At 37.3% G+C, this 22,376-nt stretch carries 16 protein-coding genes; 7 read left to right on the forward strand and 9 right to left on the reverse strand.

From position 1 onward, the window contains the following. The first annotated feature begins 49 nt into the window (after window positions 1-49). From uxuA to DDD_RS01605, 7 genes are read left to right on the forward strand one after another with little or no spacing between them, the layout of a single operon-like run. Window positions 50-1,234, forward strand: a complete 1,185-nt coding sequence (gene uxuA, locus DDD_RS01575) for a mannonate dehydratase (protein WP_015360964.1) — start codon at window positions 50-52, stop codon at window positions 1,232-1,234. A 50-nt stretch (window positions 1,235-1,284) separates the two neighbouring features. After that, window positions 1,285-2,124: a 5-dehydro-4-deoxy-D-glucuronate isomerase gene (gene kduI / locus DDD_RS01580; RefSeq protein ID WP_015360965.1), complete on the forward strand. Its 840-nt coding sequence runs from the start codon at window positions 1,285-1,287 to the stop codon at window positions 2,122-2,124. Between the two features lie 6 nt (window positions 2,125-2,130). Continuing rightward, window positions 2,131-2,919 (forward strand): gluconate 5-dehydrogenase, encoded by a 789-nt coding sequence (locus tag DDD_RS01585; protein ID WP_015360966.1) that lies wholly within the window; start codon window positions 2,131-2,133, stop codon window positions 2,917-2,919. Further along, complete coding sequence (locus tag DDD_RS01590; RefSeq protein ID WP_015360967.1) at window positions 2,920-4,152, forward strand: DUF4861 domain-containing protein; 1,233 nt, start codon at window positions 2,920-2,922, stop codon at window positions 4,150-4,152. It begins immediately after the preceding gene. Between the two features lie 13 nt (window positions 4,153-4,165). After that, the gene (locus tag DDD_RS01595) at window positions 4,166-5,140 is read left to right on the forward strand and encodes a TRAP transporter substrate-binding protein (RefSeq protein WP_015360968.1); all 975 of its coding nucleotides are present in this window, start codon (window positions 4,166-4,168) and stop codon (window positions 5,138-5,140) included. Between the two features lie 2 nt (window positions 5,141-5,142). Then, window positions 5,143-5,613 carry a TRAP transporter small permease gene (locus DDD_RS01600; protein WP_041566842.1) on the forward strand — a complete coding sequence of 157 codons (471 nt, stop codon included), beginning with the start codon at window positions 5,143-5,145 and terminating at the stop codon, window positions 5,611-5,613. Window positions 5,614-5,616: 3 nt separating this feature from the next. After that, window positions 5,617-6,918 (forward strand): TRAP transporter large permease, encoded by a 1,302-nt coding sequence (locus DDD_RS01605; RefSeq protein WP_015360970.1) that lies wholly within the window; start codon window positions 5,617-5,619, stop codon window positions 6,916-6,918. Window positions 6,919-7,016: 98 nt separating this feature from the next. On the opposite strand, the gene uxaC is transcribed toward DDD_RS01605, so the two are convergent. The 9 genes from uxaC to DDD_RS01650 all read right to left on the reverse strand — a co-directional run bounded on the left by uxaC (window position 7,017) and on the right by DDD_RS01650 (window position 22,368). Beyond that, complete coding sequence (gene uxaC / locus DDD_RS01610) at window positions 7,017-8,423, reverse strand: glucuronate isomerase (protein ID WP_015360971.1); 1,407 nt, start codon at window positions 8,421-8,423, stop codon at window positions 7,017-7,019. A gap of 105 nt (window positions 8,424-8,528) precedes the next feature. Continuing rightward, window positions 8,529-9,425, reverse strand: coding sequence for a polysaccharide lyase family 7 protein (locus DDD_RS01615; protein ID WP_015360972.1), 897 nt, complete (start codon window positions 9,423-9,425; stop codon window positions 8,529-8,531). A gap of 59 nt (window positions 9,426-9,484) precedes the next feature. After that, window positions 9,485-10,768, reverse strand: coding sequence for an acetylxylan esterase (locus DDD_RS01620; RefSeq protein WP_015360973.1), 1,284 nt, complete (start codon window positions 10,766-10,768; stop codon window positions 9,485-9,487). A 2-nt stretch (window positions 10,769-10,770) separates the two neighbouring features. Beyond that, window positions 10,771-11,586: a hypothetical protein gene (locus DDD_RS01625; RefSeq protein WP_015360974.1), complete on the reverse strand. Its 816-nt coding sequence runs from the start codon at window positions 11,584-11,586 to the stop codon at window positions 10,771-10,773. A gap of 1 nt (window position 11,587) precedes the next feature. Then, on the reverse strand, window positions 11,588-13,132 hold the full coding sequence (locus DDD_RS01630) for a lamin tail domain-containing protein (RefSeq protein WP_015360975.1): 1,545 nt from the start codon (window positions 13,130-13,132) through the stop codon (window positions 11,588-11,590). 17 nt (window positions 13,133-13,149) lie between these two features. Then, entirely contained in the window at window positions 13,150-16,983 is a 3,834-nt protein-coding gene (locus DDD_RS01635) for a lamin tail domain-containing protein (RefSeq protein ID WP_083892362.1), read from the reverse strand. A 46-nt stretch (window positions 16,984-17,029) separates the two neighbouring features. Continuing rightward, window positions 17,030-18,469, reverse strand: coding sequence for an IPT/TIG domain-containing protein (locus DDD_RS01640; protein ID WP_146250752.1), 1,440 nt, complete (start codon window positions 18,467-18,469; stop codon window positions 17,030-17,032). An 18-nt stretch (window positions 18,470-18,487) separates the two neighbouring features. Next, window positions 18,488-20,881, reverse strand: a complete 2,394-nt coding sequence (locus tag DDD_RS01645; protein WP_041566843.1) for a polysaccharide lyase 6 family protein — start codon at window positions 20,879-20,881, stop codon at window positions 18,488-18,490. Next, window positions 20,881-22,368 carry a RagB/SusD family nutrient uptake outer membrane protein gene (locus DDD_RS01650; RefSeq protein ID WP_015360979.1) on the reverse strand — a complete coding sequence of 496 codons (1,488 nt, stop codon included), beginning with the start codon at window positions 22,366-22,368 and terminating at the stop codon, window positions 20,881-20,883. Before DDD_RS01650 ends, DDD_RS01645 begins: the two co-directional genes overlap by 1 nt. Between the last annotated feature and the right edge of the window lie 8 nt (window positions 22,369-22,376).

Consider the following 22,376-nt stretch of genomic DNA (forward strand, 5'->3'; position numbering starts at 1 on the left):
CTCGCTTTCATTTTATTTCGCTTTCGCGAAAGCGTAACAATAACAACAAATGAGTTTAGAACAAACATGGAGATGGTACGGTCCTAATGATCCAGTCTCTCTTAACGATATCAAACAAGCTGGTGCCACTGGCATTGTAAATGCATTACACCATATACCTAACGGCGTGGAATGGTCTGTAGAAGAAATTACCAAACGCAAAAAGGAAATCGAAGCCGCTGGACTAACGTGGTCTGTCGTAGAAAGTGTGCCTATTCATGAGAATATCAAAACCAAGTCTGGAGATTATCAAACCTACATCCAGAATTATAAAAATACGCTCACAAACTTAGGACAGTGCGGTATTGACATAGTATGTTATAATTTCATGCCGGTGCTGGATTGGACACGTACTAATTTGGACTATGAAGTAACAGATGGCTCTACAGCGCTACGTTTTGAAGCAGCTGCATTTGCTTCATTTGAATTGTATCTGTTAAAAAGACCTGGAGCAGAAAATGATTACACAGCCGCTCAACAAGAAGCAGCAGCAGATTATCTAAAAAATTCTAGCACTGCCGACCAAGAAAAACTAATTCGCAATATTATCGCAGGATTACCAGGTGCTGAAGAAGGTTACACGCTAGAGGAGTTCAATAAGATACTCGCTACTTATGATGACATAGGTCCAGCAGAACTAAAAGCAAATCTTTTTCATTTCCTAGCTGAGATTATTCCAGCAGCAGAAAAAGCTGGAGTACTTATGTGCATCCATCCAGATGATCCACCATTTCCTATTCTAGGATTACCACGTGTGGTGAGTACAGAACAAGATATTGTAGATTTATATACGGCTGTAGATAGTCCTAATAATGGATTAACCTTTTGTACAGGATCCTTTGGCGTACGTGCAGATAATGATCTTGCAGGAATGGTAGAACGATTAGGTGATCGCATTCACTTTATCCATTTACGAGCTACTAAGAGAGATAATGCCGGAAACTTCCATGAAGCAGATCATTTAGAAGGCGATGTAGATATGTATGCGGTTATGAAAGCACTTGTGCTAGAACAAGAAAAACGTAAAAAAGCCGGTCGTGCAGATTTGCGCATGCCTTTCCGTCCAGATCATGGACATAAAATGCTGGATGATTTAAAAAAGAAAACTAATCCTGGCTATTCTGGAATAGGACGTTTACGCGGTCTTGCAGAATTAAGAGGTCTAGAACTAGGAATTAAAAGATCACTAGCTTAATACTTAAAAACTAATAGCTTGAACTTATACTCAAGCGTAAAACCAATATTATGTCAACTAATTTTGAAACACGATACGCAAACAGTCCCGAAGCTGTAAAAGCCTATAATACCACGCAATTAAGAGATGAATTTCTCATTGACAAGCCTATGGTAGCAGGCGAGATCAATCTTGTGTACACACACTATGATCGATACATCGCTGGTGGCGCAGTTCCTACTAAACCTTTAAAGCTTGAAACGATTGATCCATTAAAAGCAGAGAACTTTCTAGACCGTCGTGAGATGGGAATCATCAACGTAGGTGCTGCTGGAACAGTAGAAGTAGATGGAACGAAGTATGAACTAGCCCATAAAGATGCGTTGTACATAGGAATGGGCGCAAAAGACGTCGTTTTCCATAGTGCAGATGCTAGTGATCCAGCAAAGTTTTACATCAACTCTGCTCCAGCGCATCAATCATATCCTACCAAAAAAACAAGTCTTGCTGAAGCTAATAAAATAGAATTAGGTAGTCTAGAAACGGCAAATCACAGAACGGTTTCTCAAATGATCATAGGTGGAATTATAACCACTTGCCAGTTACAAATGGGAATGACCGAATTAAAAGTAGGAAGTGTATGGAACACTATGCCTGCTCACGTGCACGATCGTAGAATGGAAGTTTACTTTTATCTAGACGTACCACAAGATCAAGCGGTTTGTCACTTTATGGGACAACCACAAGAAACTAGACATTTATGGATGCACAATCACCAAGCGGTGATTTCGCCGCCGTGGTCTATTCATTCAGGTTCTGGAACTTCTAACTATACCTTTATTTGGGGAATGGCTGGAGAGAATCTAGATTATAATGATATGGACGTGGCAAAAATCACAGATCTTAAATAATCGATTATGAATCTATTTGATATTAAAGGTAAAGTAGCTTTGGTTACTGGTAGTACTCATGGTTTAGGAATGTCCATGGCTCATGGATTAGGACTGGCTGGTGCAACTATCGTGGTAAATGGGAATTCATCACAGCAAAAAATTGATGATGCCGTTGCTGAGTATAAAAAAGCTGGAATACATGCCGTAGGTTACAAATTTGATGTATCAAATGAAGCTGCTGTTAAAACTGCAATTCAAAAAATAGAAAGGGAAGTTGGTCCTATAGACATTCTGATCAATAACGCAGGAATCATAAAAAGAGTTCCGCTGGCAGATATGGATGTGGAAGAGTTCAAACAAGTCGTGAACATCGATTTAGTAAGTCCGTTTATAGTTTCTAAGCATGTCGTAAAAGGCATGATGGAACGTAAGGCTGGAAAGATCATTAATATTTGTAGTATGATGAGTCAGTTGGGTAGAAATACGGTAGGTGCTTATGCCGCTGCAAAAGGTGGACTGGTCATGCTAACTAAAAACATGGCAACCGAATGGGCAAAGCATAACATACAAGTGAATGGAATAGGTCCAGGATATTTTGCGACTTCACAAACAGCTCCTATACGTGTAGATGGACATCCGTTTAATGAATTTATCGTGAACCGCACACCAGCAGCAAAATGGGGCGATCCAGATGATCTTGCAGGCGCTGCTATATTCTTATCTTCACGAGCGAGTGATTTTGTAAACGGTCATATTTTATATGTTGATGGCGGTATTCTTGCCACAATTGGTAAACCTTCAAATGAAGATTAAATGAGAAATTTAGCCATTTTATTAGGAACGTTTTCGGTTCTTTTTATCAGTTGTGATGAGAAGAAGGAAGATGCTTTTTTTATGCTCCGTAACGAAATCGATATCGCGAGAACTGAAGTCGTAGTGCTTTCTAAAAAGCAAATTCTTGAAAAACTTCCGAACTTTGATGAAAGTCAAATTTTGATTTTTAAAGATTCTCTGGGAACTGAAATCCCTTATCAATTAGATGACTTAGATCAAGATGGCGTTTGGGATGAAGTAGCTCTCGTTGCAGACTTTAAAGCAAATGAGGAAAAAAAGGTTGTTGTTCACGCTTTCGCGAAAGCGGAATTACCACAATACAAAAAATTCACAGACGTACATTTTGGTGTAGGAAAAGCTAAACCGGTAGCTAGCGAAGTCCTAAAACACGTGCGGATAGCAGGACAAGACTGGCGAGAAATAGACACCTTATTCTATCAAATGGAAGGACCAGCATGGGAAAATGATAAAGTGGGATTCCGTTTGTATTTTGATCCTCGCAATGGTATTGATATTTTTGGTAAAACTACCTCAGAACCTACGCTACACAAACAAGGATTGACCACAAATTACCACGAGCAAGCAGATTGGGGAATGGACATTCTCAAGGTTGGAAATTCGCTAGGTGCTGGATCTATAGCTTTTAAAAAACAAGATTCTTTGTACCGACTTTCTGGGGTAAATGGTGCTCGTTTTGAAGCCATTACTGAAGGTCCTGCAAGAGCTATTTTTAGAATGACTTACCTCGATGAATTTATAGGCAATAAGTCATACCACATCGTTCATACCATTACTATTGAAAAAGGAGACTGGTTTTATAAGAGTGACGTAGAGATTCATGGAGTGATCGATGACATGGAGCTTGTGACAGGGATTGTGGATATGAAGGAGAATAGTTTTGATTTTTATCAAACGAGAGAAGGAAATCAAGTATTGAAATCCTTTGGTAAACAATCTGAAAATAATGATCATTTGGGAATGGCACTTATGACAACAGATACGAGCCCAAACATTAATAATAGTGAAGCACCAAAAGAAGGAAAAGGAATTACTAATACACATTTGATTGATCTAGGTAATGCTAAAAGTCATAGCTTTTACTTTTTAAGCGGTTGGGAAGCTAGTGATGAACTATTTAAATCAGAATTAGGTTTTGCAGAAGTTGTAGCAGTTGCGTCTGCTAGCATTTCAAATCCAATAACCATCCAATAAACACAACGATTATATGAAATTCAAATACATCATCTATCTCTTTTTACCAGCCTTGCTTTTAAACAGCTGTGTAGAGATACAATCTACTAAAACTTTAAGACTAGCACATAGCGTAGATTCTCAACATCCTGTACATAACGGAATGGTCGTTCTAGGAGAAAGTCTAGAGCGTATTTCTGAAGGAAAATTAAAAGTGCAAATCTATCCAAATGGTCAGTTAGGTGGCGAGCGTGAAAGCATAGAATTACTACAAATAGGTAGTTTAGATATCGCCAAAGTAAGTGCTGGAGTTCTAGAGAATTTTATCCCAGAATATAAAGTATTCAGTATCCCTTATTTATTTAGAGATAAGGATCATATGCATGATATATATGATGGTAACGTAGGTAAAGGGATTTTATCACAAGGTAATAAGTTCAATCTAGAAGGACTTACATTTTATGATGCTGGAAGCCGTAGTTTTTATACTAAAGAAACGCCTATCAATTCACCAGATGATATAAAGGATATGAAAATACGTGTGATGAAAAGCAATATGGCTATCTCAATGATCAATGAATTAGGTGGTGCTCCTACTCCTATTTCTTATGGCGAATTATACACAGCGTTACAACAAGGCGTAGTAAGTGGTGCAGAAAACAACATCCCAAGTTATTTCACTTCAAAACACTACGAAGTTTGCAAATTCTTGAGCTTAGACGAGCATACTTCTGTTCCAGACGTTTTAGTAATCGGTACAGAGACTTTAAAGAGACTTAGCGACCAAGAAAAAGAATGGCTCTATCAAGCCGTGGAAGAATCTAAAATTGCCCAACGCAAATTATGGGAAGCTTCAGAAAAAGAATCTTTAGAAAAGGCTATAGAGAGCGGTGTTCAAGTATTTTACCCAGAAAAGAAAGCATTTCAAGAAGCTACCAAAAATCTTGTCAACGAATTTAAAGAAGATCCTCTATTAGGTGGATTAATTCAATCCATTCAAAATAACTAATCATGAGAAAAACAATAGACTCTATATTGGGTAAAATTTGCCTAGCATTACTAACCATTATGCTTTTTGCTGTGGTATGGCAGGTAATAGCTCGATTTATTTTACAATCTCCAAGTACCATTACAGATGAGATTTCTAGTTATTCGCTTATTTGGGTAGGACTTTTAGGTGCTGCTTATGCCACCGGACAGCATTTACATCTTGCAATTGACTTGCTTCCAGAAAAGTTAGTGGAACAAAACAGTAAGTTGTTTGATGGCTTTGTTCACTTATGTGTGTTTGCATTTAGTTTTTTTGTGATGATATTCGGTGGTGTAAGATTGTGCCAACTGAGCTTTCAATTTGAGCAAAAATCTGCATCGTTAGGTATTCCTTTGGGATTTGTATACTTGGTAGTACCATTAGCTGGAGTTCTGATATGTTACTTTAGTATAGACTCTTTCTTCAAAACATTAAAATCTTCAAAAGCTTAAGACATGAATTATATAGAAATCTTAATATTAGTACTGAGCTTTTTAGTGTTTTTATCCCTGCGCGTTCCTATTGCCTATGCTATCGGACTTGCTGGTTTTATAACCCTAGTGTATTCTATGCCATTTTTACCATCAGTAACTACAATGGCTCAGCGTATGGCGACATCCCTAGATAGTTTTACACTTAGTGCCATACCGTTTTTCATTCTTGCCGGACAAATTATGAATCGCGGTGGGATCGCCGTGCGACTTATCAATTTTGCCAAAGCCATTGTAGGTCCATTACCGGGCGGATTGGCCTTTGTAAATATTATTTCTTGTATGCTTTTTGGAGCAATCTCAGGAAGTGCAGTTGCAGCAGCTAGTGCCATAGGTGGATTTATGAATCCGATGATGGAAAAAGATGGCTATAGTAAACCTTTTAGCGCCGCAGTAAACATTACTAGTGCTACTACAGGTCTGATTATCCCACCTAGTAATGTATTGATTGTTTATTCTCTTGCAAGTGGTGGAGTTTCAATTGCAGCTTTATTTATTGCCGGTTATGTCCCTGGTTTATTACTAGGATTAGCATTAATGATAGTAGCAGCGATCTATTCTATTATCAAAAAATATCCTACTGACAAGCTAGTGAGTGTAAAAGTATTCTTCAAAAGATTTCTAGATGCACTACCTAGTTTAATGCTTTTAGTAGTGGTAATAGGTGGAATTGTAGGTGGGATTTTCACAGCGACCGAAGCTAGTGGAGTAGCTGTCCTTTATACCTTAGTTCTTGGTTTTGCTTACAAAGAAATTAAATTTAAAGATCTTTCTCCTATTCTTTTAGAAACCATCAAGACTAGTTCCATCGTTCTCTTACTAATAGCAACATCTATCGCAATGAGTTGGGTGATGTCTTACGAGAACATTCCGCAAGAAATCAGTGATGCACTTTTAGGTATAAGTGATAACCCTATTGTTATCCTTATTCTTATTAACTTGATATTATTATTCGTAGGAATCTTTATGGACATGACACCAGCAGTATTGATCTTCACTCCTATCTTTTTACCTATCGTAACAGCCATGGGAATGGATCCAGTTCACTTTGGAGTTATCATGATCATGAATTTATGTATAGGACTATGTACGCCACCTGTGGGCTCGGTACTCTTCGTAGGTTGCTCCGTCGCAGATTTAAAGATTCAAAAGGTCATACGACCTATGTTACCGCTTTTCCTAGCGATGATTGCCGTGCTTGTTCTAGTGACTTATTTTGAAGATATCACCTTATGGTTGCCACGAGTATTTGATTTGATGGATTAATCTCCTACCAGCACTTTATAAAAACACCCCAAAAGTTTTAGAAATCTTTGGGGTGTTTTTAATATATAGAATTTTTATCTCGCTTTCGCGAAAGCGTACTATTTATCAAACTCAAAGTAATTAACGGCGTTGTGGTAACAAATATCACTTACAATTTTGCCTAACCACTGCTCATCTGCGGGAAGTTCTCCATTGACAACATCATTGCCTAATAGATTGCACAGGATGCGACGAAAATACTCATGACGTGGAAAGCTTAAAAAGCTGCGAGAATCTGTCAACATACCGACAAAAGTGCTTAAAACACCGAGACTAGAAAGTGTGTTGAGCTGCTTTTCCATGCCATCTTTTTGATCTAAAAACCACCAAGCAGCGCCGTATTGCACTTTACCTCTAATGGTTCCATCATTAAAGTTACCAACCATAGTGGCAATCATCTCATTATCTGATGGATTGAGGTTGTAAATAATGGTTTTGGCAAGTTGGTTTGTACTGTCTAGCTCATTCAAAAAACCACTTATGGTAACCGCATGAGAAAAGTCCCCTATGGAGTCAAAACCAGTATCAGGACCCAATTGAGTTAATAATCGTTTGTTATTATTACGTATCGCGCCTACATGAAATTGTTGTGCCCAGCCGCGTTTGTGATACATTTTACTCAACTCCAGCATCACCTTACCTGCAAAGTATTGTACTTGTGGAACTGATAATTGCTTGCCGTTTCTTACTTCTTGAAACAACGTATCAAGATTGAAATCTGCAGTTGTGCTGTGGTAGATTTGTTCCAGACCATAATCTGCAAGACGGCAACCATTCTGGTGGAAATAGTCTACTCGGTTTTCTAATGCGACTAATAGTGCATCGTAATCATTAATACTGTTACCAGTTACATTTTTTAGTTGAGACAGATAAGCATTATATGAAATAGCATTACCAACTCCGAAGGCTTTGTCAGGCCTAAAAGTAGGTAATACTTTAGGAGATAATCTTTGTTCTTTTATACTTTTATGATGCTCTAATGAATCTATGGGATCATCTGTCGTACAAAGTAACTCAACATTTTGCTGCTGTAATAATCCTAAGGTACTGTGAGAAGACTGGCTGAGTAAATCATTTGTTTTTTCATAAGTTGCTGCGGCATTTTTTTCTGTAAGCAACTCTGTTATTCCAAAATAGCGCTCTAATTCTAAATGAGTCCAATGATACAATGGGTTTCTCAACGTATATGGAACAGCTCCAGCCCATTTATGAAATTTTTCTTCATCACTTGCATCACCTGTAATAAATTTCTCATTTATTCCCAGTGCACGCATGGCACGCCATTTATAGTGATCACCAGCAAGCCATACTTGAGAACAATTATCAAATTGCCTATTTGTTGCAATATCTTCTGGAGACAGGTGATTATGATAATCTATAATAGGTAATTCTTTTGCAAAGTTGTGATAGAGACGTTTTGCAAAATCTGTTTGAAGTAGAAAATCCTCAGTAATAAATGAGTTCATAATTTCCATATTATACAACAAAGATGAGTCTTAAAAACAGCAATTCCAACCTGTACTAGGTTGGAATCGTCTATAATTCTTCTTTAAAAGTACTAGAATAGTATGCTAATGAGACACTTCTAGGCTGTACAATTTTACCTTTGAAAATCCAGCTGGGTCCACTGTCTGGATATAGTTTCCAGTTTTAAAGTAATTAATGAATGGCCATTTTGCTAGACTTACATCTTGAAAAACATGAGTCTGTCCATTTACAGTTATTTGCAATCTTCCTGTAGAGGCACGTATTTCCAAATCAAAAGGTTCGTAACCTACCTGACCAAAATTATGAGATATATCACCCCAAACATTACTATCTCTAGTGATAATATTATCTCCTGATAGGCTATCATCTTCCAGCGTCTTTTTATAAGCTACTAAATTTCCATCACGCCACTGCATCTTTAATAATGGTGGAGCAGAATCGCTGGATAAGTTCAATCTAGTAACATCTGATGGTTTAATAATACCATGGATTTGAGCCATAATAAAACGGTCTTTATTCAAACTACCAGTTCCCGTATTATCAGAAGCTTCTAAAACTTGCATGCGCACTTTTAAAATTCCTCCATCACTAAGACTCCAGTTATCCCTAGAATTGGAAGGATTTATTAGTTCTCTTAATTCTGTACGTGGATAAGAGCTGTTTGCGGTGGTAGCACCATTGGGATCAAATTGAGTATAAAAAATGATTCCTTCACCATCTTCATCATCATACATAAAACCGTCCAGCGCACTGATGTTACGGTAACCGCCGTTACTGATTTGGGACGGCATAAATTCATCTGGACTACCATCATTATTATTATCAAATGGCACGGTTACTTTCCAATTAGAAAAATCCATTGCCTCGGTGTCGTTTCCATCTCCTGGATTAATGACTTGAATACGTTCTGGAGCATCTGATTCTTCAGACTCACAAGAGAATATCAATAAGATCGCAAATAAAAAAATACACTTTTTCATATCTAAAAATAATTAAGTAAATATAAATCTGAGATGATTAATAAAAAACATATAAAACGTTAATATCCAGATACTTTTATATAATTAAACAGCCACTTTTTTCCTTTTTGTTTTACCTCGGGATACATCCAGTGTGCAGCATCATAAGCTACCTCAACTGTTTTTTCTGACTTCAACTCGTTCAGCATCGCTGTGATAGAACTTGCTGGACATACATTATCATTATATCCGTAGGCATAAAAACCAGGTGTTTTAAGTTTTCTGGCAAAGTTTACAACGTCATAATAACGTGTTACTTCAACTTTTTGAGGTGTAAAGTCAAAATCCTTTTCATAAATCCTAGGCCACCCACCAGCGCGACCGTTTTTAAATCCTTCTAGATCTGACAAAGCAGGATAAAACGCTGCGATTGCGTCAACACGATCGTCTAATGCAGCAGTTACTATGGTTAATGCACCACCTTGAGAGCCACCAGTTACAGCAAGATTTTCGCCGTCAAATTTATCTACGGTGTGAATAAAATCTATTGCTCTTACACAAGCGGTATAAACTCTTTTGTAATAATAAGCATCGCGGTCATCCATTCTATTCCAATAATATTTATAAAGAGCCCCTTGTTTTAGGTTCTCATAAATAGCACTATCATATAAATTTACTGGTATACCATGAATTCCTATTTGTAGAGAGATAACATCGTCACTTTTATCAGTTCCATAATAAGGTCGTACTCCAGCTCCAGGAACATGAAGAACAGCTGGAAAAGTTCCTTCTTTTTTAGGAACCATCAAAATGCCATAAATAAAAGCCTTTTTACCATGATTGAATCTAATGTGATATGCTAGATTTTTATCAGTGTCCTGTTCTGGTAACCGAGTCATTTGCGGATTGAGATCTATTTTACGAGCATCTCTTATCGCTTTGTTCCAAAAAGAGTCAAAGTCTTCAGGCATTTTTGTAAAAGTCTGAATTTGATCTACATCTATTCCTGCAGTTGCAGTATTAGAAAATGTTTTACCATTATCTTCAAAGTCTACAGTCAATCTTACAAAACCTGGTTCATTCAAGGCTATACCTTCAATTATTCCATAACCAGAAATCAATCCTTCAGTTTTACTGATTTCAGGTTCCATCTGTTCTTGAGCGATCGTGTATTTGATTTTGGCATTTTTTACAAGCTTACCGTATTTAAAAATAGACACCTCAAAATCTGCTCGTTCTCCTACTTGATATTGATATGACTCACTAACTGGCGCGACTAGAATACGTATCAATTCATCTCGTTGAGATTGCGATACGGCAGATACAGAGCAAATAAAAATTAGAAAAAACAGGTAACTTTTCATATTTATGGCTTCAATTCAGTAATACTAAAGTCGGCAAATTTCACCGATTCATCTCTCAATTGCTCTTTATGTTTCAAACTTCTATAAAGTCCCCATTTAGGTCGCATGAACTTTGCATTAGTCTTCCACATTCTTAAATCTCCTTTATAGGAAAGTAGATTTTTGTTGTCTCGCTTTCGCGAAAGCGTAACATCTATACTTCCTTCTTCTCCATAAACTATGGTTTCTTGTACTTCAATCCACTCACCTAAAAATGGTTCTAAGTTAGTCGTTGCAACATCTTCTTGAGTTAAAAAAGTGGAATGACGAATAGAAAAAGTCTTTTCATCTCTTTTATCTCTCAAAGTATAGGTTATGGTGGGCATTTTATCCTCTGGTCCACCTACAGCTTTTATTTGATGAATATGTGTGAATCCAGCACTTGCTTTAAAATTCTTGTCTAGTTTAAAAAGCCATTTATAAATATGAGTTTCTCCTTCAACTCCAAGAGTTTCTTCTGGCGACTGACCGTAAGTTTTGATCTCTGTGCGCTGTTTGTCAAATCTTTGACAGCGATCAGAATCCATATCTACATGTCCATGAAAAAGAAATACATCCTTATCTAATTCTTTATCAAACTCTTGAGTAATATGTTTTCCAAAGCTGGGATGACTACAGTCACTAACTTCTATAACGTCATAACCAGGAGCAAGAACGCTGTTTATTAACTCATAGGTATCTTTGGACGCGTCTGCATGTAGGACTATTGTAGTATCAACAGCCCTATCCTGCTTAAATAGCAATGATAGGGCTGCAATACATATAAATATTTGTTTCATATTATTTCATAAGAAACTGTATGGTTTCAGTTCCTTGAGCTGCATTTATTTTAACAAAATAGGTGCCAGTCTTCAATGAAGCTACATTTACTATTTCTGAAAACTGAGAGACGTTCATAACTTTCTGTCCAGTTACATTATAGATAGTAAGACTATCCCACTGACCATTATCCATAGTTATAGAAATTTCTCCTTGCGATGGATTAGGGAAAAGTTTGATTGTTCCTAATGTTTCAGATACAACACTCAAAGTATTTCTAGATCCTGGAGTACCTAATTGACTTGCACTTCCAAAAGTTGCAGTTGCCGCATTCCAAGCAGAAGAAAGATCATTTGCATTAGCGTCAAAAGTATTAGATTCAATACTACCACCACCTGAGAATCCCATCATAGGAAAACCTATAGGCATTGTACCATAGCCATAATCATATTCTACACGATCGATCTCAGTTCCTGTACCACTTACTAAAAAGACACCGTCTATTTCATTATCATTAGGCGTTCCATCATCAAAAGATGATTCATTGTTAAATCTTGGAAACTGACTTCCCATTCCTGGAGTAGGTGTTCCACCAGGAGGAGAATCAAATCCATAAGTATAAGCTACCGAAGGTATTCCACCATTTAATGTTGCATCACCATTAGCCGCAAGCACAGCGTATCCATTTGCTGGCACGATAGTACTTGTAGTGATTTCATGAGCACGCCCGCTAGAAGAAGAATCTCCTATGGTCCATCCCATCATATCGATAGGTGCGCTAGTTGTATTATAAACCTCAACGTATTCTCTCTCGTCTTCTGATCCATTAGGATCGATCATAATTTCAGTAATAACTATATCACCAGGTCCTAAAGCCGCGGTTCCACCTGAATTATTATTAGCCGTTCCTGGTGTACCTACTAACATGTCTGTTCCATACATAGCTGTACTTGGAGACCAGTTTGCGGCAATATCATTAGAAGCGCTGTCTAAAGTAGCTGCATCTAATTGATAAGTTACATCTTGTGCTGCACCCATTGCTGGCCAGTCGTTCAAAGTGCCACCATTACCATCTGAATATCCAAACCCATAAAGTATTTGATCTATAACAGTTCCTGTTCCTGTTTCTAAACGTATTCCATCATCATTTGTAGAACCATTTGCGTAGGTGCTTTCATTGTTCCAAGTAGGGTAATTTGTTCCCATACCTGGTGTTGCAGGTCCACCTATAGGGCTATCATAACCGTATTCATATATGGCATTTGTAATACCACCGTTAAGCGTTGCATCATCATTGGAAACTAGTACTGCATAATCATTTGCAGGAACTAATACTGGTGTGGTAGAAACTATTACATGTGCACGACCACTACTGGACTCGTCGTTGATGACCCAACCATTGATATCAATATCGGCACCAGTTGTATTATAAACTTCAAACCATTCTCTTTCTCTTTCGTTACCGTTAGGGTCAATGAATATTTCTGAGACAATAATATCTCCTGGATTCTGTGCAAAAGCAAATACTCCTAGAAGTAATGCTATGATGGGTAATTTTGTTTTCATAATATTATTTATAAAGGTTAATTAATCATTAATTTCAATGAGGTTGCATCATTTGCACTGCTTATCTTGACAATGTACATTCCAGATTTCCAGCCGCTAGTATCAAAACTATTTAGAGTAGTATTCAATTCTTTAATCATGATACGTTGTCCTAGTGCGTTAAATACCTGAATGGATAATTCTGGCACTGAAGCACTGATTAATACTTCTCCTCCTTTTGAAGGATTAGGAAACATCTTTACCTGATTAGCAAAATTTTCTTCTAGAGATAAAACTGCATTTTCAAATTCTAAGGAAAATCTTCCTTGTAGATCACTACCGTTTCCAGAGCTAACAGAAAATGTTACCTCGTTTATCGAAGATGTAGTTAAAGCAGTTGATGTATTTAAAAAATTATCGACCATATAAACGTTGTACCCAGCAAACCCAGTTACATCAATTTTAAAGGTATAGTTTTGATCTCCATAGTTTCTTATACCTAGTGGTATAATGGTTCCATCTTGTACTTGTGATATAGATTGAACTCCATACTCTCTTGAGTTAGTTCCGATTATAGCCAGTGTTTCATCTAGATTAGTAGGCTTTAAAAAGTCATTATCATCATTTAAATCTGAAAATGTAGGGTCTACTTTTAACATCACTGCATCAGTTGCAGAGCTATTGGCTAAATATGAAGGTGTATCAAAAAGTGTTATCACTACCTGATCTGTAAAATTATTATTCACGCTAAATACAGAGCTGGAACTTAAGTTTGAAGAGGTTCCTTTGTCGCTTTCGCGAAAGCGAATAATCATATCATTACCGGCACCATTTGCACCAGAATTGGCAACTAAAAATGCCGCTTGACCTGGTTGTATAAATTCTGAATTAGGACTAGATGGTAAGGAAGTAGCTGTTCCACCACTTGCAAAACCACTCACTGCGGTATATGCTCCTCTTCCGGACATTCCTCCTAAACTGGGATCCCAGTAATAAATGACATTGTTATTTACATTATCAGAATTTGCAAGTACAGACTCCATATCGACAGCAGCTTGAAATGGATTACCTATAAACACAAAGTCTCCTGACTCTACATCATAATTACTATCTGGCAAACTCCCTTGATTCAAGGTACCTGTTGTTGTCAATGTAGTCGCATTTGCTTGTAAAGCACTTGTCAGTCGAGCAGGATCTCTGTCACCTCTAACAAAAACACGATAAGCATTTAATGGAGATAATACATCTCCTGTTTGATTAGTGCTGGCGATAGCATTCCAAGTTTGACTGGTAGCATTTGAATACGTAAATGCCGAAGTCGCTCCAGATACTGTGCGGTCAAAACCTGTCGCCATATCTACTCCAGGAGCACCTGCGGTTCCTGTTATATGAATACCTTGACCTGCGACATTTGCACCTGAAGCTTGCCAATTGTTATAAATACTTGTAGTTGTTGTCACCGGTGATGATAAAAATCTATAAACTCTTCCATCTACTGATGTTGCTACTGGTATGTAGCGCTCTACGCTGTAATCTCCCGTAACATTTAAAGCGACAGGTAATTCATTTACTACGGCTGTTCCTGAAGACGTATTTTTAAATGTAAAAGTACCTGAGTTATTAAGATTACCATTGCTAAGGTTCAACTCATTAAATAAATTAAAGGTTGCGCTATTATTTACATCACTTGAGTTATCTATATCTAAAGTCCCAACATTTACAACTCCGGTACCAGATATCGTTTGTGCTGCGTTGCCATTTAATAAAAGTGTAGCACCGTTAGCTTCTATATTACCGTTTACAAGCATATTTTTCTTTACTGACATCACAATGCCAGCACTTATCGATAAGCTACCGTTAGATTCTACGGTTACACTTTGGGAAGCTGTAGTAGAGGAAACTGAAGCTACTCCGCTAAGTACAACAAGGTCTGCGGTATCGTTAGTGTTTCCATTTACATCATTAAAAGGTGCTAGCCAGCCGTTATTATAAGTATAAACTCTATTGAAATCATTTGCTGCTGCAGGAGTACCTTCATCATCTCCATAAGTACTTATTCCTGCACTCCATGCTTCAGCATTATCATTTGCCGTAGCATTAAAAAATGAGAAGCCTAATTCTTGACTAGCTCCACCACTAGTTCCTGCGGCAGGAAAACCTATACCGTCTGTTTCATAATCATATTCCACCCTATCGATTTCTAATCCAGCAGCAGTTTGTAATGCAACTCCATCTCTATCTGGCGAACCAAATGAAGACTCATTATTAAATCTAGGGAAACTCGTACCTACACCGTAGGAATATAAAACAGCTGGTAAACCTCCATTATCTGCAGTCACGGAGTTAGTAGCAAGTATGGCATAAGAATTTGCCGGGACAATTGCAGCACTAGCAATAACATGATTACGACCACTAGAAGATACATCTATGATGGTCCAATTTTGCATATTTATCGAAGATCCTGTAGTATTATAAACTTCAAACCATTCTGTATCTGCTTCACTACCGTCAGGATCAATCATTAATTCTGTGATAATTATATCGCCTACTAATACTGCTGTTGCCGAGTTAAAGTTTGCTGTTCCTGGAGTTCCTATCATTCCATCTGTACCATAAGTCGCAGTACTAGGAATCCAATTCATCGCATTATCATTAGAGACACTATCTAATACTGCGGCATCTAATTGATAAGAAACATCTGAAGCTGCACCCATTGCTGGCCATGCGTTCATAGTACCTCCGCTTCCATCAGAATATCCAAAACCATAAAGTATTTGATCGATTACAGTTCCCGAAGGGGTTTCTAAACGTATTCCATCATCATTTGTGGAGCCACCTGCATAAGTACTTTCATTGTTCCAAGTTGGGAAATTAGTACCTACTCCAGGAGTAGGAGTACCACCCACTGGACTATTGTATCCATAATCATAAATTGCATTTGTTATACCACCATTTGCCGCACTATCGCCATTTGAAACTAATACTGCATAACTATTTGCAGGTACTAAAACAGGTGTCATTGAGGAAATAACATGTGCGCGTCCGTTACTTGACTCGTCATTTATGGTCCAACCGTTTATGTCTATGTCAGAGCCCGTTGTATTATATACTTCAAACCATTCTTCATTTGTTTCAGTTCCATTTGGATCTATCATTATTTCTGTAATTACAATATCCCCAGCAGCGACAGCAGGAGTTCCACCACCTGCGATATTTGCTGTGCTAGGTGTGCCGAAATAATCTGATCCATTGAAAGAACCATATATAGAGGTACTAGGAATCCAGTTCGCGGCTACATCATTGGACGCACCATCTAAAGTGTTTGCATCTAACTGGTAACTAGTAGCTGAAGCCGCTCCTTGTGCAGGCCAAGCATTCAATCCAGAATACCCAAATCCATATTCAATCTCATCGATTAAAGTTCCCATTGTATCGAACAATTCTGGGCCGTCCGCAGTTGTGCTATTGGGTGGCATTCCTGAATAAGTACTTTCATTGTTCCATGTTGGAAATCCAGAATTAGAATTTCCAGTTCCCGCTCCATAAGCATATATGGCATTGGTAATTCCAGCATTCTCAGCAGTATCATCATTATAGACAAAAACAGCATATCCATTTGCAGGAACGATTACCGGAGACATTGAAGCGATCACATGGTCTCTAGAACTAGAACTGTTGTCTCCAATAGTCCATCCATTCATATCAATAGGTGAACTAGTAGTATTATAAACCTCAAACCATTCTCTATCCTGCTCACTACTACTGTTAGGATCTATCATAATCTCGGTAATAACAATATCTCCAGGATTTGCAGTTTGCGCTAAGCTTACAAAAGCAACTAGCAATACCATAAATGTTATAATATTTTTCATTCTTCTATTATTTTAATATTATTATTAAACTTATTTTTTATCAGCCTTATATAGGATCAAATTCATCGGTCATATCGATTGCTCCAAACTCGGTAAGCACGCGATCTGTAACTATAATCCAGTCCAAATTAATAATCTCTGGAACTGGAGAACTACTGCTTCCCGGAGTTAACCTTAAATCAAAGGCACCTGCGGTATTTTGTCCATTTGGTATAAAACCATTAAGTCTCACTGCATAGAGGTTCCATTCATTAATATTCAAGCCTGGAGCCGTATAAGTGTCGAGTTGACGGCGATCGCTACTACTACCACCACCTATGTAAATTTTAAACGTAGGATTAGTGCCTTCTGTATGCATCCAGAAGTGCATCACAGGATTATCTCCATAATTCCCACTATTCAACACATCAGCATATGCAGGGTTTGTAGAGGTGTCTGCAAATTTTGCTCTTGCCACAGTTGATCCAGTTGCAGTATTCATTGTCAATGCATAATATTGATTACCTGGAAATGGAGGTTGTACTACATTTCCATTAATGGAAGGCATCGCATTGGGATCTTTTGAATAATCCACTACAAAGACTGAGGCTGGATCTGAATCAAATTCATATAATTGCTCAAACTGTCCATTGATATATGGTGTTCCTGTTTGTGTAATAGTTCCTCCACCTTGAAAGTTTAGATTGATATCGACATAACCAGTCTGCACAGAAGATGGAACGTTAAATCTAATTTCAGTAGGTGACTGAGAATTAATTATAACGGGAAAACCATCTACATCACCATCAGTAATAAGATTCATATCTTGCCCCACGACAATTACTTCATTATCTCTAGTAAGCACTGCGGGAAAACCACCTATGGTAGGTTGTGGAAGAATTATTTCAAAATTTGTGGAAGCGGTCAAAACTGCTGGGCCATTAGAAGTTAGATAAGTTAAAACTACATCTACGATTCCCACATTATTTGGAACTCGAACAACAAGCGCTTGATCTTCTTGAAATTCTATTGTCCCTGCTGTACCGCCAAAAGTTACACCTGTAATACCTACTAAGTCAGTACCTATAATATTAATTAAAGAATTTACATCTCCATTTGCTGGAAGAGCTGTAGTAACAGTAGGTACTGGATAAGTCACCGTAAGAGATTCAGAGCTCACCGCTTCTTTTCCTTCGTCAGTTACCAATTTTATAACACCAGAGACAGCATTATTAGGAACTTGAATTTGTAATCTCTGGCCTGTAATTCTTGAAGTTATTTGAGCCTCTATATTACCTATATACGCCTCAGTTACAAAATTCAAAAATGTACCTTCAATATCTACCAAAGAATTAACCGGAGCTGTTCCTGGTGAAAAGCTAGAAATTGTAGGTTGCTCAGACTTTATCTCTGCTACCGTTTGATCTATTTCTAAGTCAGCTTCACATGCAATTAACACTACGGTTATAAAACCAAGTAGTAAGAGTACTTTATACCAATTTTTCATCATTTTACGATTTAATCCTTAATCTATTAATCCTATATTTTTATTATCTGTTCCAGCTCCTTTTAAATCAGAGCCTTCTTTAATTTTAAATGTGTCCGTGTTCTCCCATCTGGGATTAAAACGTTCTAGATTTATTTCTTGTGCATCACTGCTCAGCTTGACCTTTCCACTATTATAAATGACACTATTTTCTATTTTTTGTGTTGAGCCTTTAAGTTGAACTATACTCGTAGTAGCTCGTGAATTATCTATTACCGTATTCTTTATGTGAACATTCTTTAGACCGTTTACTTTAATGATTCTACCTTTATCAGAATCATCTACTCTATAGAAAACACAGTGATCTATTAGAAGGTTTCCACCTGTAGTGCCAGTCTCTTCTCCACTTCTTGTGTAATTAATTGCAAACTCAGAGATGTCAGCAAATGACGTATTGAAAAGAATTATGTGCTCTGCATTATATTTTCCTATTCCATCTTTCTCATAGGATAAATTGAATCCTCTATAAGAATCTTTAAAAGTTGAGTTCTTAATTGAGATAGTATCTGCTTTTGTACCTGCATAGGCTTTAAAGATAGCGCCACCATCAGTGTTATTGAAGTTGGTAAAAGCAACATTTTCTAAGTGTATATTGTACAATTGATTTGATGAACTGCTAGGTGAGGTTATTCCATATTTGATATCCTCACTTTCTGCTGCACCATCTATATGGACACCACTAACTTTTAATCGCTTAGCGCCATCCATTCTCAAAAAATACTGAGGAGTTTTATCAGACTTCTTACTAACTTTAATAAAAGTTTTATCCTTTCCTGCACCTATGATGGTCAAGTCTTGAGTCACTTTACTGGCTTTGGCTAAAAAGTATTCACCAGCAGACAGCTTGATAATGGTAGGTCCAGATAAACTTCTTATCGCTTTATCTAAATTACCATCTCCAGGAGGCAAATCAATTACAGCAGTCGGTAAGTCAGGAGTCATGCTTCTTAGCTCTTCTATTTTCAAATAGCTAACACCAGCTTGAGAGCTTAAAGCAAGGGCTGGTTTAAAATTACCAGGCACTATTGCACCTGCTCTTAATTTTGATCTTAAAGTACCTGTTGCATCGACTCTAACTTTAGGGCTGGTCTTTACACCTTCAAGAACCTCGTCGCTTTCTTTTGATGGAATATATATACCATTTGCTGCCTCTAACTTAATATTTACTGCATCAACTCCTTCATAGTCTTCAATGAGAGTGGTACTCACTTTATTTCCCGAAAAGCTGATACCACTTGTATCATCCTTTGCAAGTATCGCCAGACCTCTATTAGAATTGTAGATAAGGTTATTATCAAATTTTGTGTTAGCAGGCGTTACGGTAGCTTCTTTTTTAGAACCAACCGCTAGTGCTACTGGACTAGAATTTATGACCGTATTATTTTGAATAACACCATCAATGACTGGATCATACTCATTTAACTTAGCATTTGGGATACCATTCATAACAGATAGCGGTGCTCTCAATCCATCTCCTGCGATTCCTATCATGATATTATTACGAACAATATTTCCTTTGTTAATCATACGAATCCCTCCTGTTTTAGGCATATTGTTTCCTATGATCACATTTCCTTCTACAAGATTGTAATCTCCATGTCTTAAAGTTATAGTTCCCTCACTTTCTAAAATCAGATTGTTACGAACTATGTTATTGGCAGATTTTATTGAAATAATTTCCATTTCACCGCTACACCTTTCAAAGAAATTATTTTCAATAATCGTTCTAGACGATTGCTTAGAATAGGTAGATGTTCCTACTCTTATGGTTTCTCCACCGTTAAACCCCAATGGTAATCGTTCTCCAAAATAATTATGATCTATTCTATGATTATTATCAACACTATTTTTCAAACGAACTGCAATTGCAGGACCCTTATTTAACTTTCCTAAAAAGCTACAATGATCTACCCTATTATTTTGACCATGAAACGCGATATAATAATTTGTGATATCCCTACTATCTGGATTTACATTTATAATGGCACAATTAGTAACTCTAGAATTATTTGCAGGAGTTTCGCTATCTGCTTCAAATCGTATCACATTGTTCTTACCTGCATTCCCGTTTTCAAACCATAGCCCATGAACTTCAAGAAAGTCACCTCCTATTCTCAAGGTAGAAGTACCGGTTAACTTAACTTTTCCAGGTGTTTGTGATCGAAGTACGATAGGTTGCTCTGCGGTTCCTTTAGCTTTGAATTTAATGTTTACGTCGTCCCAATTTTGGTCTGCCATAACAATAGTATCACCTGGTTTGGAGTTTTTTATAGCAGTAAACAACTCTGTTGAGTTTTTAACTGGTATGGATTGCGCTTTCGCGAAAGCGAGACCCAACATGAACCATATTATTATGTAAATATTTTTTTTCATTAATAACCTACGTTTTGTGCTACAGAAGGGTTTAAATCAATTTCAAATTGCGGTATAGGTAATAATGTTTGAAACTGCTGTATAGGTGCCGTATTAAACTCTGGCGAGTTAGGATCGTTGTATTGAAAATCTGAGGTAAAATGGTTATTCATCACAGTGACGGCTCTATTAGTGCGTACTAGATCAAACCAGCGATGATTTTCAAAAGCAAACTCTCTGCGGCGTTCTTCTTCAATGGCAAGTTTAAAATCAAAATAGGTACTGGTTTGTGCTGTTGTTAAAGGCGATTGATTTGCTCTAAGCTTGACCTCATCAATATATCCTATCGCCTCAGCGGTAGGACCACCGTTATTTTCATTTATAGCTTCAGCAAGTAACATGATAACATCTGCATAGCGGCTGATTACCCAATCATTAGGTGCATCATCTACATTTGAGAAATTACTATTATACTTACTTACAAAACGTTCTAAATTTGTGTTACCGCTATTATCTACCCAAGAGGTTTCAAAATTGACTCTAGCTCTCGGATCATTTGTTGAATAAATTAGTTCCATTCCCTCTGTAGGTACATTTAATTCATCTCCACCACCGAAGATTACTGCATTTTCACTCTGTAAAGGGGAGAAAAGGTTTGCAAAAGGTGAACCCAACCCTAATAAGCCCGATTGATAACGTACTGCAAATAGAATTTCATCGTTAAATTCATTATTTGGACTAAAAACTTGTTCATAATCATTAAGTAAACGTTTACCGCTAGTAGTTGCTACATCCCTTAAAACAGTTTCTGCTCTTATTAAATTAGCTGGAGAACCTTCGGTAAGTAAGGCTTTACCTAACTCGGCGCCAGCAGCCCATTTAGTTGCTCTACCTATTTCACTATCGCCGTAACTTTCTGGCAAGTTGTTGTAGGCAAATTCTAAATCTTCAATTATGACCTCGTAAGCTTCTTCTATACTTCTACGTTCTTGATTTCTTGCTTGTTGAGCGTCTATGGTTTCGGTAACGATGAAAACACCTCCATATAGTCTTACCAAATTAAATAATGAGTGTGCTCTCAAATAACGAGCTTCTCCTTCATACTGTGCTGCTAAGGTTGGGTCATCAACCACTACTAGATTTTCTAATACGTGATTACTTAAACCTATGGTTTTATAACTAGCTCTCCAGTAACTTGCTGTGAACTCATTTAAAGGGTTTGACACAAATCGATCTAATTGTCTGTAAGGAACATTTGCGTTGACCGAATTATCAAAACTCATCTGTGTATTATCGCTACGTAGTTCTGTGACTATCCATTCATCAATTTGCTTAAGGTGTAATGAATTATAAATTCCGATAACTGCTAAATTCACTTCATTTGTGTTAGCATAAAATTCATCAGCTCCTATTTCTGATATGGGTTGTAAGTCTATAGGATCATCACAAGATTGAAAGCCTACTATAATTGCTAGTACCGCTGATATTTTAATTATATAATTTTTCATCAATGTCT

It is taken from the genome of Nonlabens dokdonensis DSW-6 (genome assembly GCF_000332115.1).
Taxonomy (GTDB): domain Bacteria; phylum Bacteroidota; class Bacteroidia; order Flavobacteriales; family Flavobacteriaceae; genus Nonlabens; species Nonlabens dokdonensis.

Coding starts and splice junctions, on each gene's coding strand:
- uxuA (WP_015360964.1), top strand. CDS start 50: ATGAGTTTAGAACAAACATGGAGATGGTACGGTCCTAATGATCCAGTC.
- kduI (WP_015360965.1), top strand. CDS start 1,285: ATGTCAACTAATTTTGAAACACGATACGCAAACAGTCCCGAAGCTGTA.
- DDD_RS01585 (WP_015360966.1), top strand. CDS start 2,131: ATGAATCTATTTGATATTAAAGGTAAAGTAGCTTTGGTTACTGGTAGT.
- DDD_RS01590 (WP_015360967.1), top strand. CDS start 2,920: ATGAGAAATTTAGCCATTTTATTAGGAACGTTTTCGGTTCTTTTTATC.
- DDD_RS01595 (WP_015360968.1), top strand. CDS start 4,166: ATGAAATTCAAATACATCATCTATCTCTTTTTACCAGCCTTGCTTTTA.
- DDD_RS01600 (WP_041566842.1), top strand. CDS start 5,143: ATGAGAAAAACAATAGACTCTATATTGGGTAAAATTTGCCTAGCATTA.
- DDD_RS01605 (WP_015360970.1), top strand. CDS start 5,617: ATGAATTATATAGAAATCTTAATATTAGTACTGAGCTTTTTAGTGTTT.
- uxaC (WP_015360971.1), bottom strand. CDS start 8,423: ATGAACTCATTTATTACTGAGGATTTTCTACTTCAAACAGATTTTGCA.
- DDD_RS01615 (WP_015360972.1), bottom strand. CDS start 9,425: ATGAAAAAGTGTATTTTTTTATTTGCGATCTTATTGATATTCTCTTGT.
- DDD_RS01620 (WP_015360973.1), bottom strand. CDS start 10,768: ATGAAAAGTTACCTGTTTTTTCTAATTTTTATTTGCTCTGTATCTGCC.
- DDD_RS01625 (WP_015360974.1), bottom strand. CDS start 11,586: ATGAAACAAATATTTATATGTATTGCAGCCCTATCATTGCTATTTAAG.
- DDD_RS01630 (WP_015360975.1), bottom strand. CDS start 13,132: ATGAAAACAAAATTACCCATCATAGCATTACTTCTAGGAGTATTTGCT.
- DDD_RS01635 (WP_083892362.1), bottom strand. CDS start 16,983: ATGAAAAATATTATAACATTTATGGTATTGCTAGTTGCTTTTGTAAGC.
- DDD_RS01640 (WP_146250752.1), bottom strand. CDS start 18,469: ATGAAAAATTGGTATAAAGTACTCTTACTACTTGGTTTTATAACCGTA.
- DDD_RS01645 (WP_041566843.1), bottom strand. CDS start 20,881: ATGAAAAAAAATATTTACATAATAATATGGTTCATGTTGGGTCTCGCT.
- DDD_RS01650 (WP_015360979.1), bottom strand. CDS start 22,368: ATGAAAAATTATATAATTAAAATATCAGCGGTACTAGCAATTATAGTA.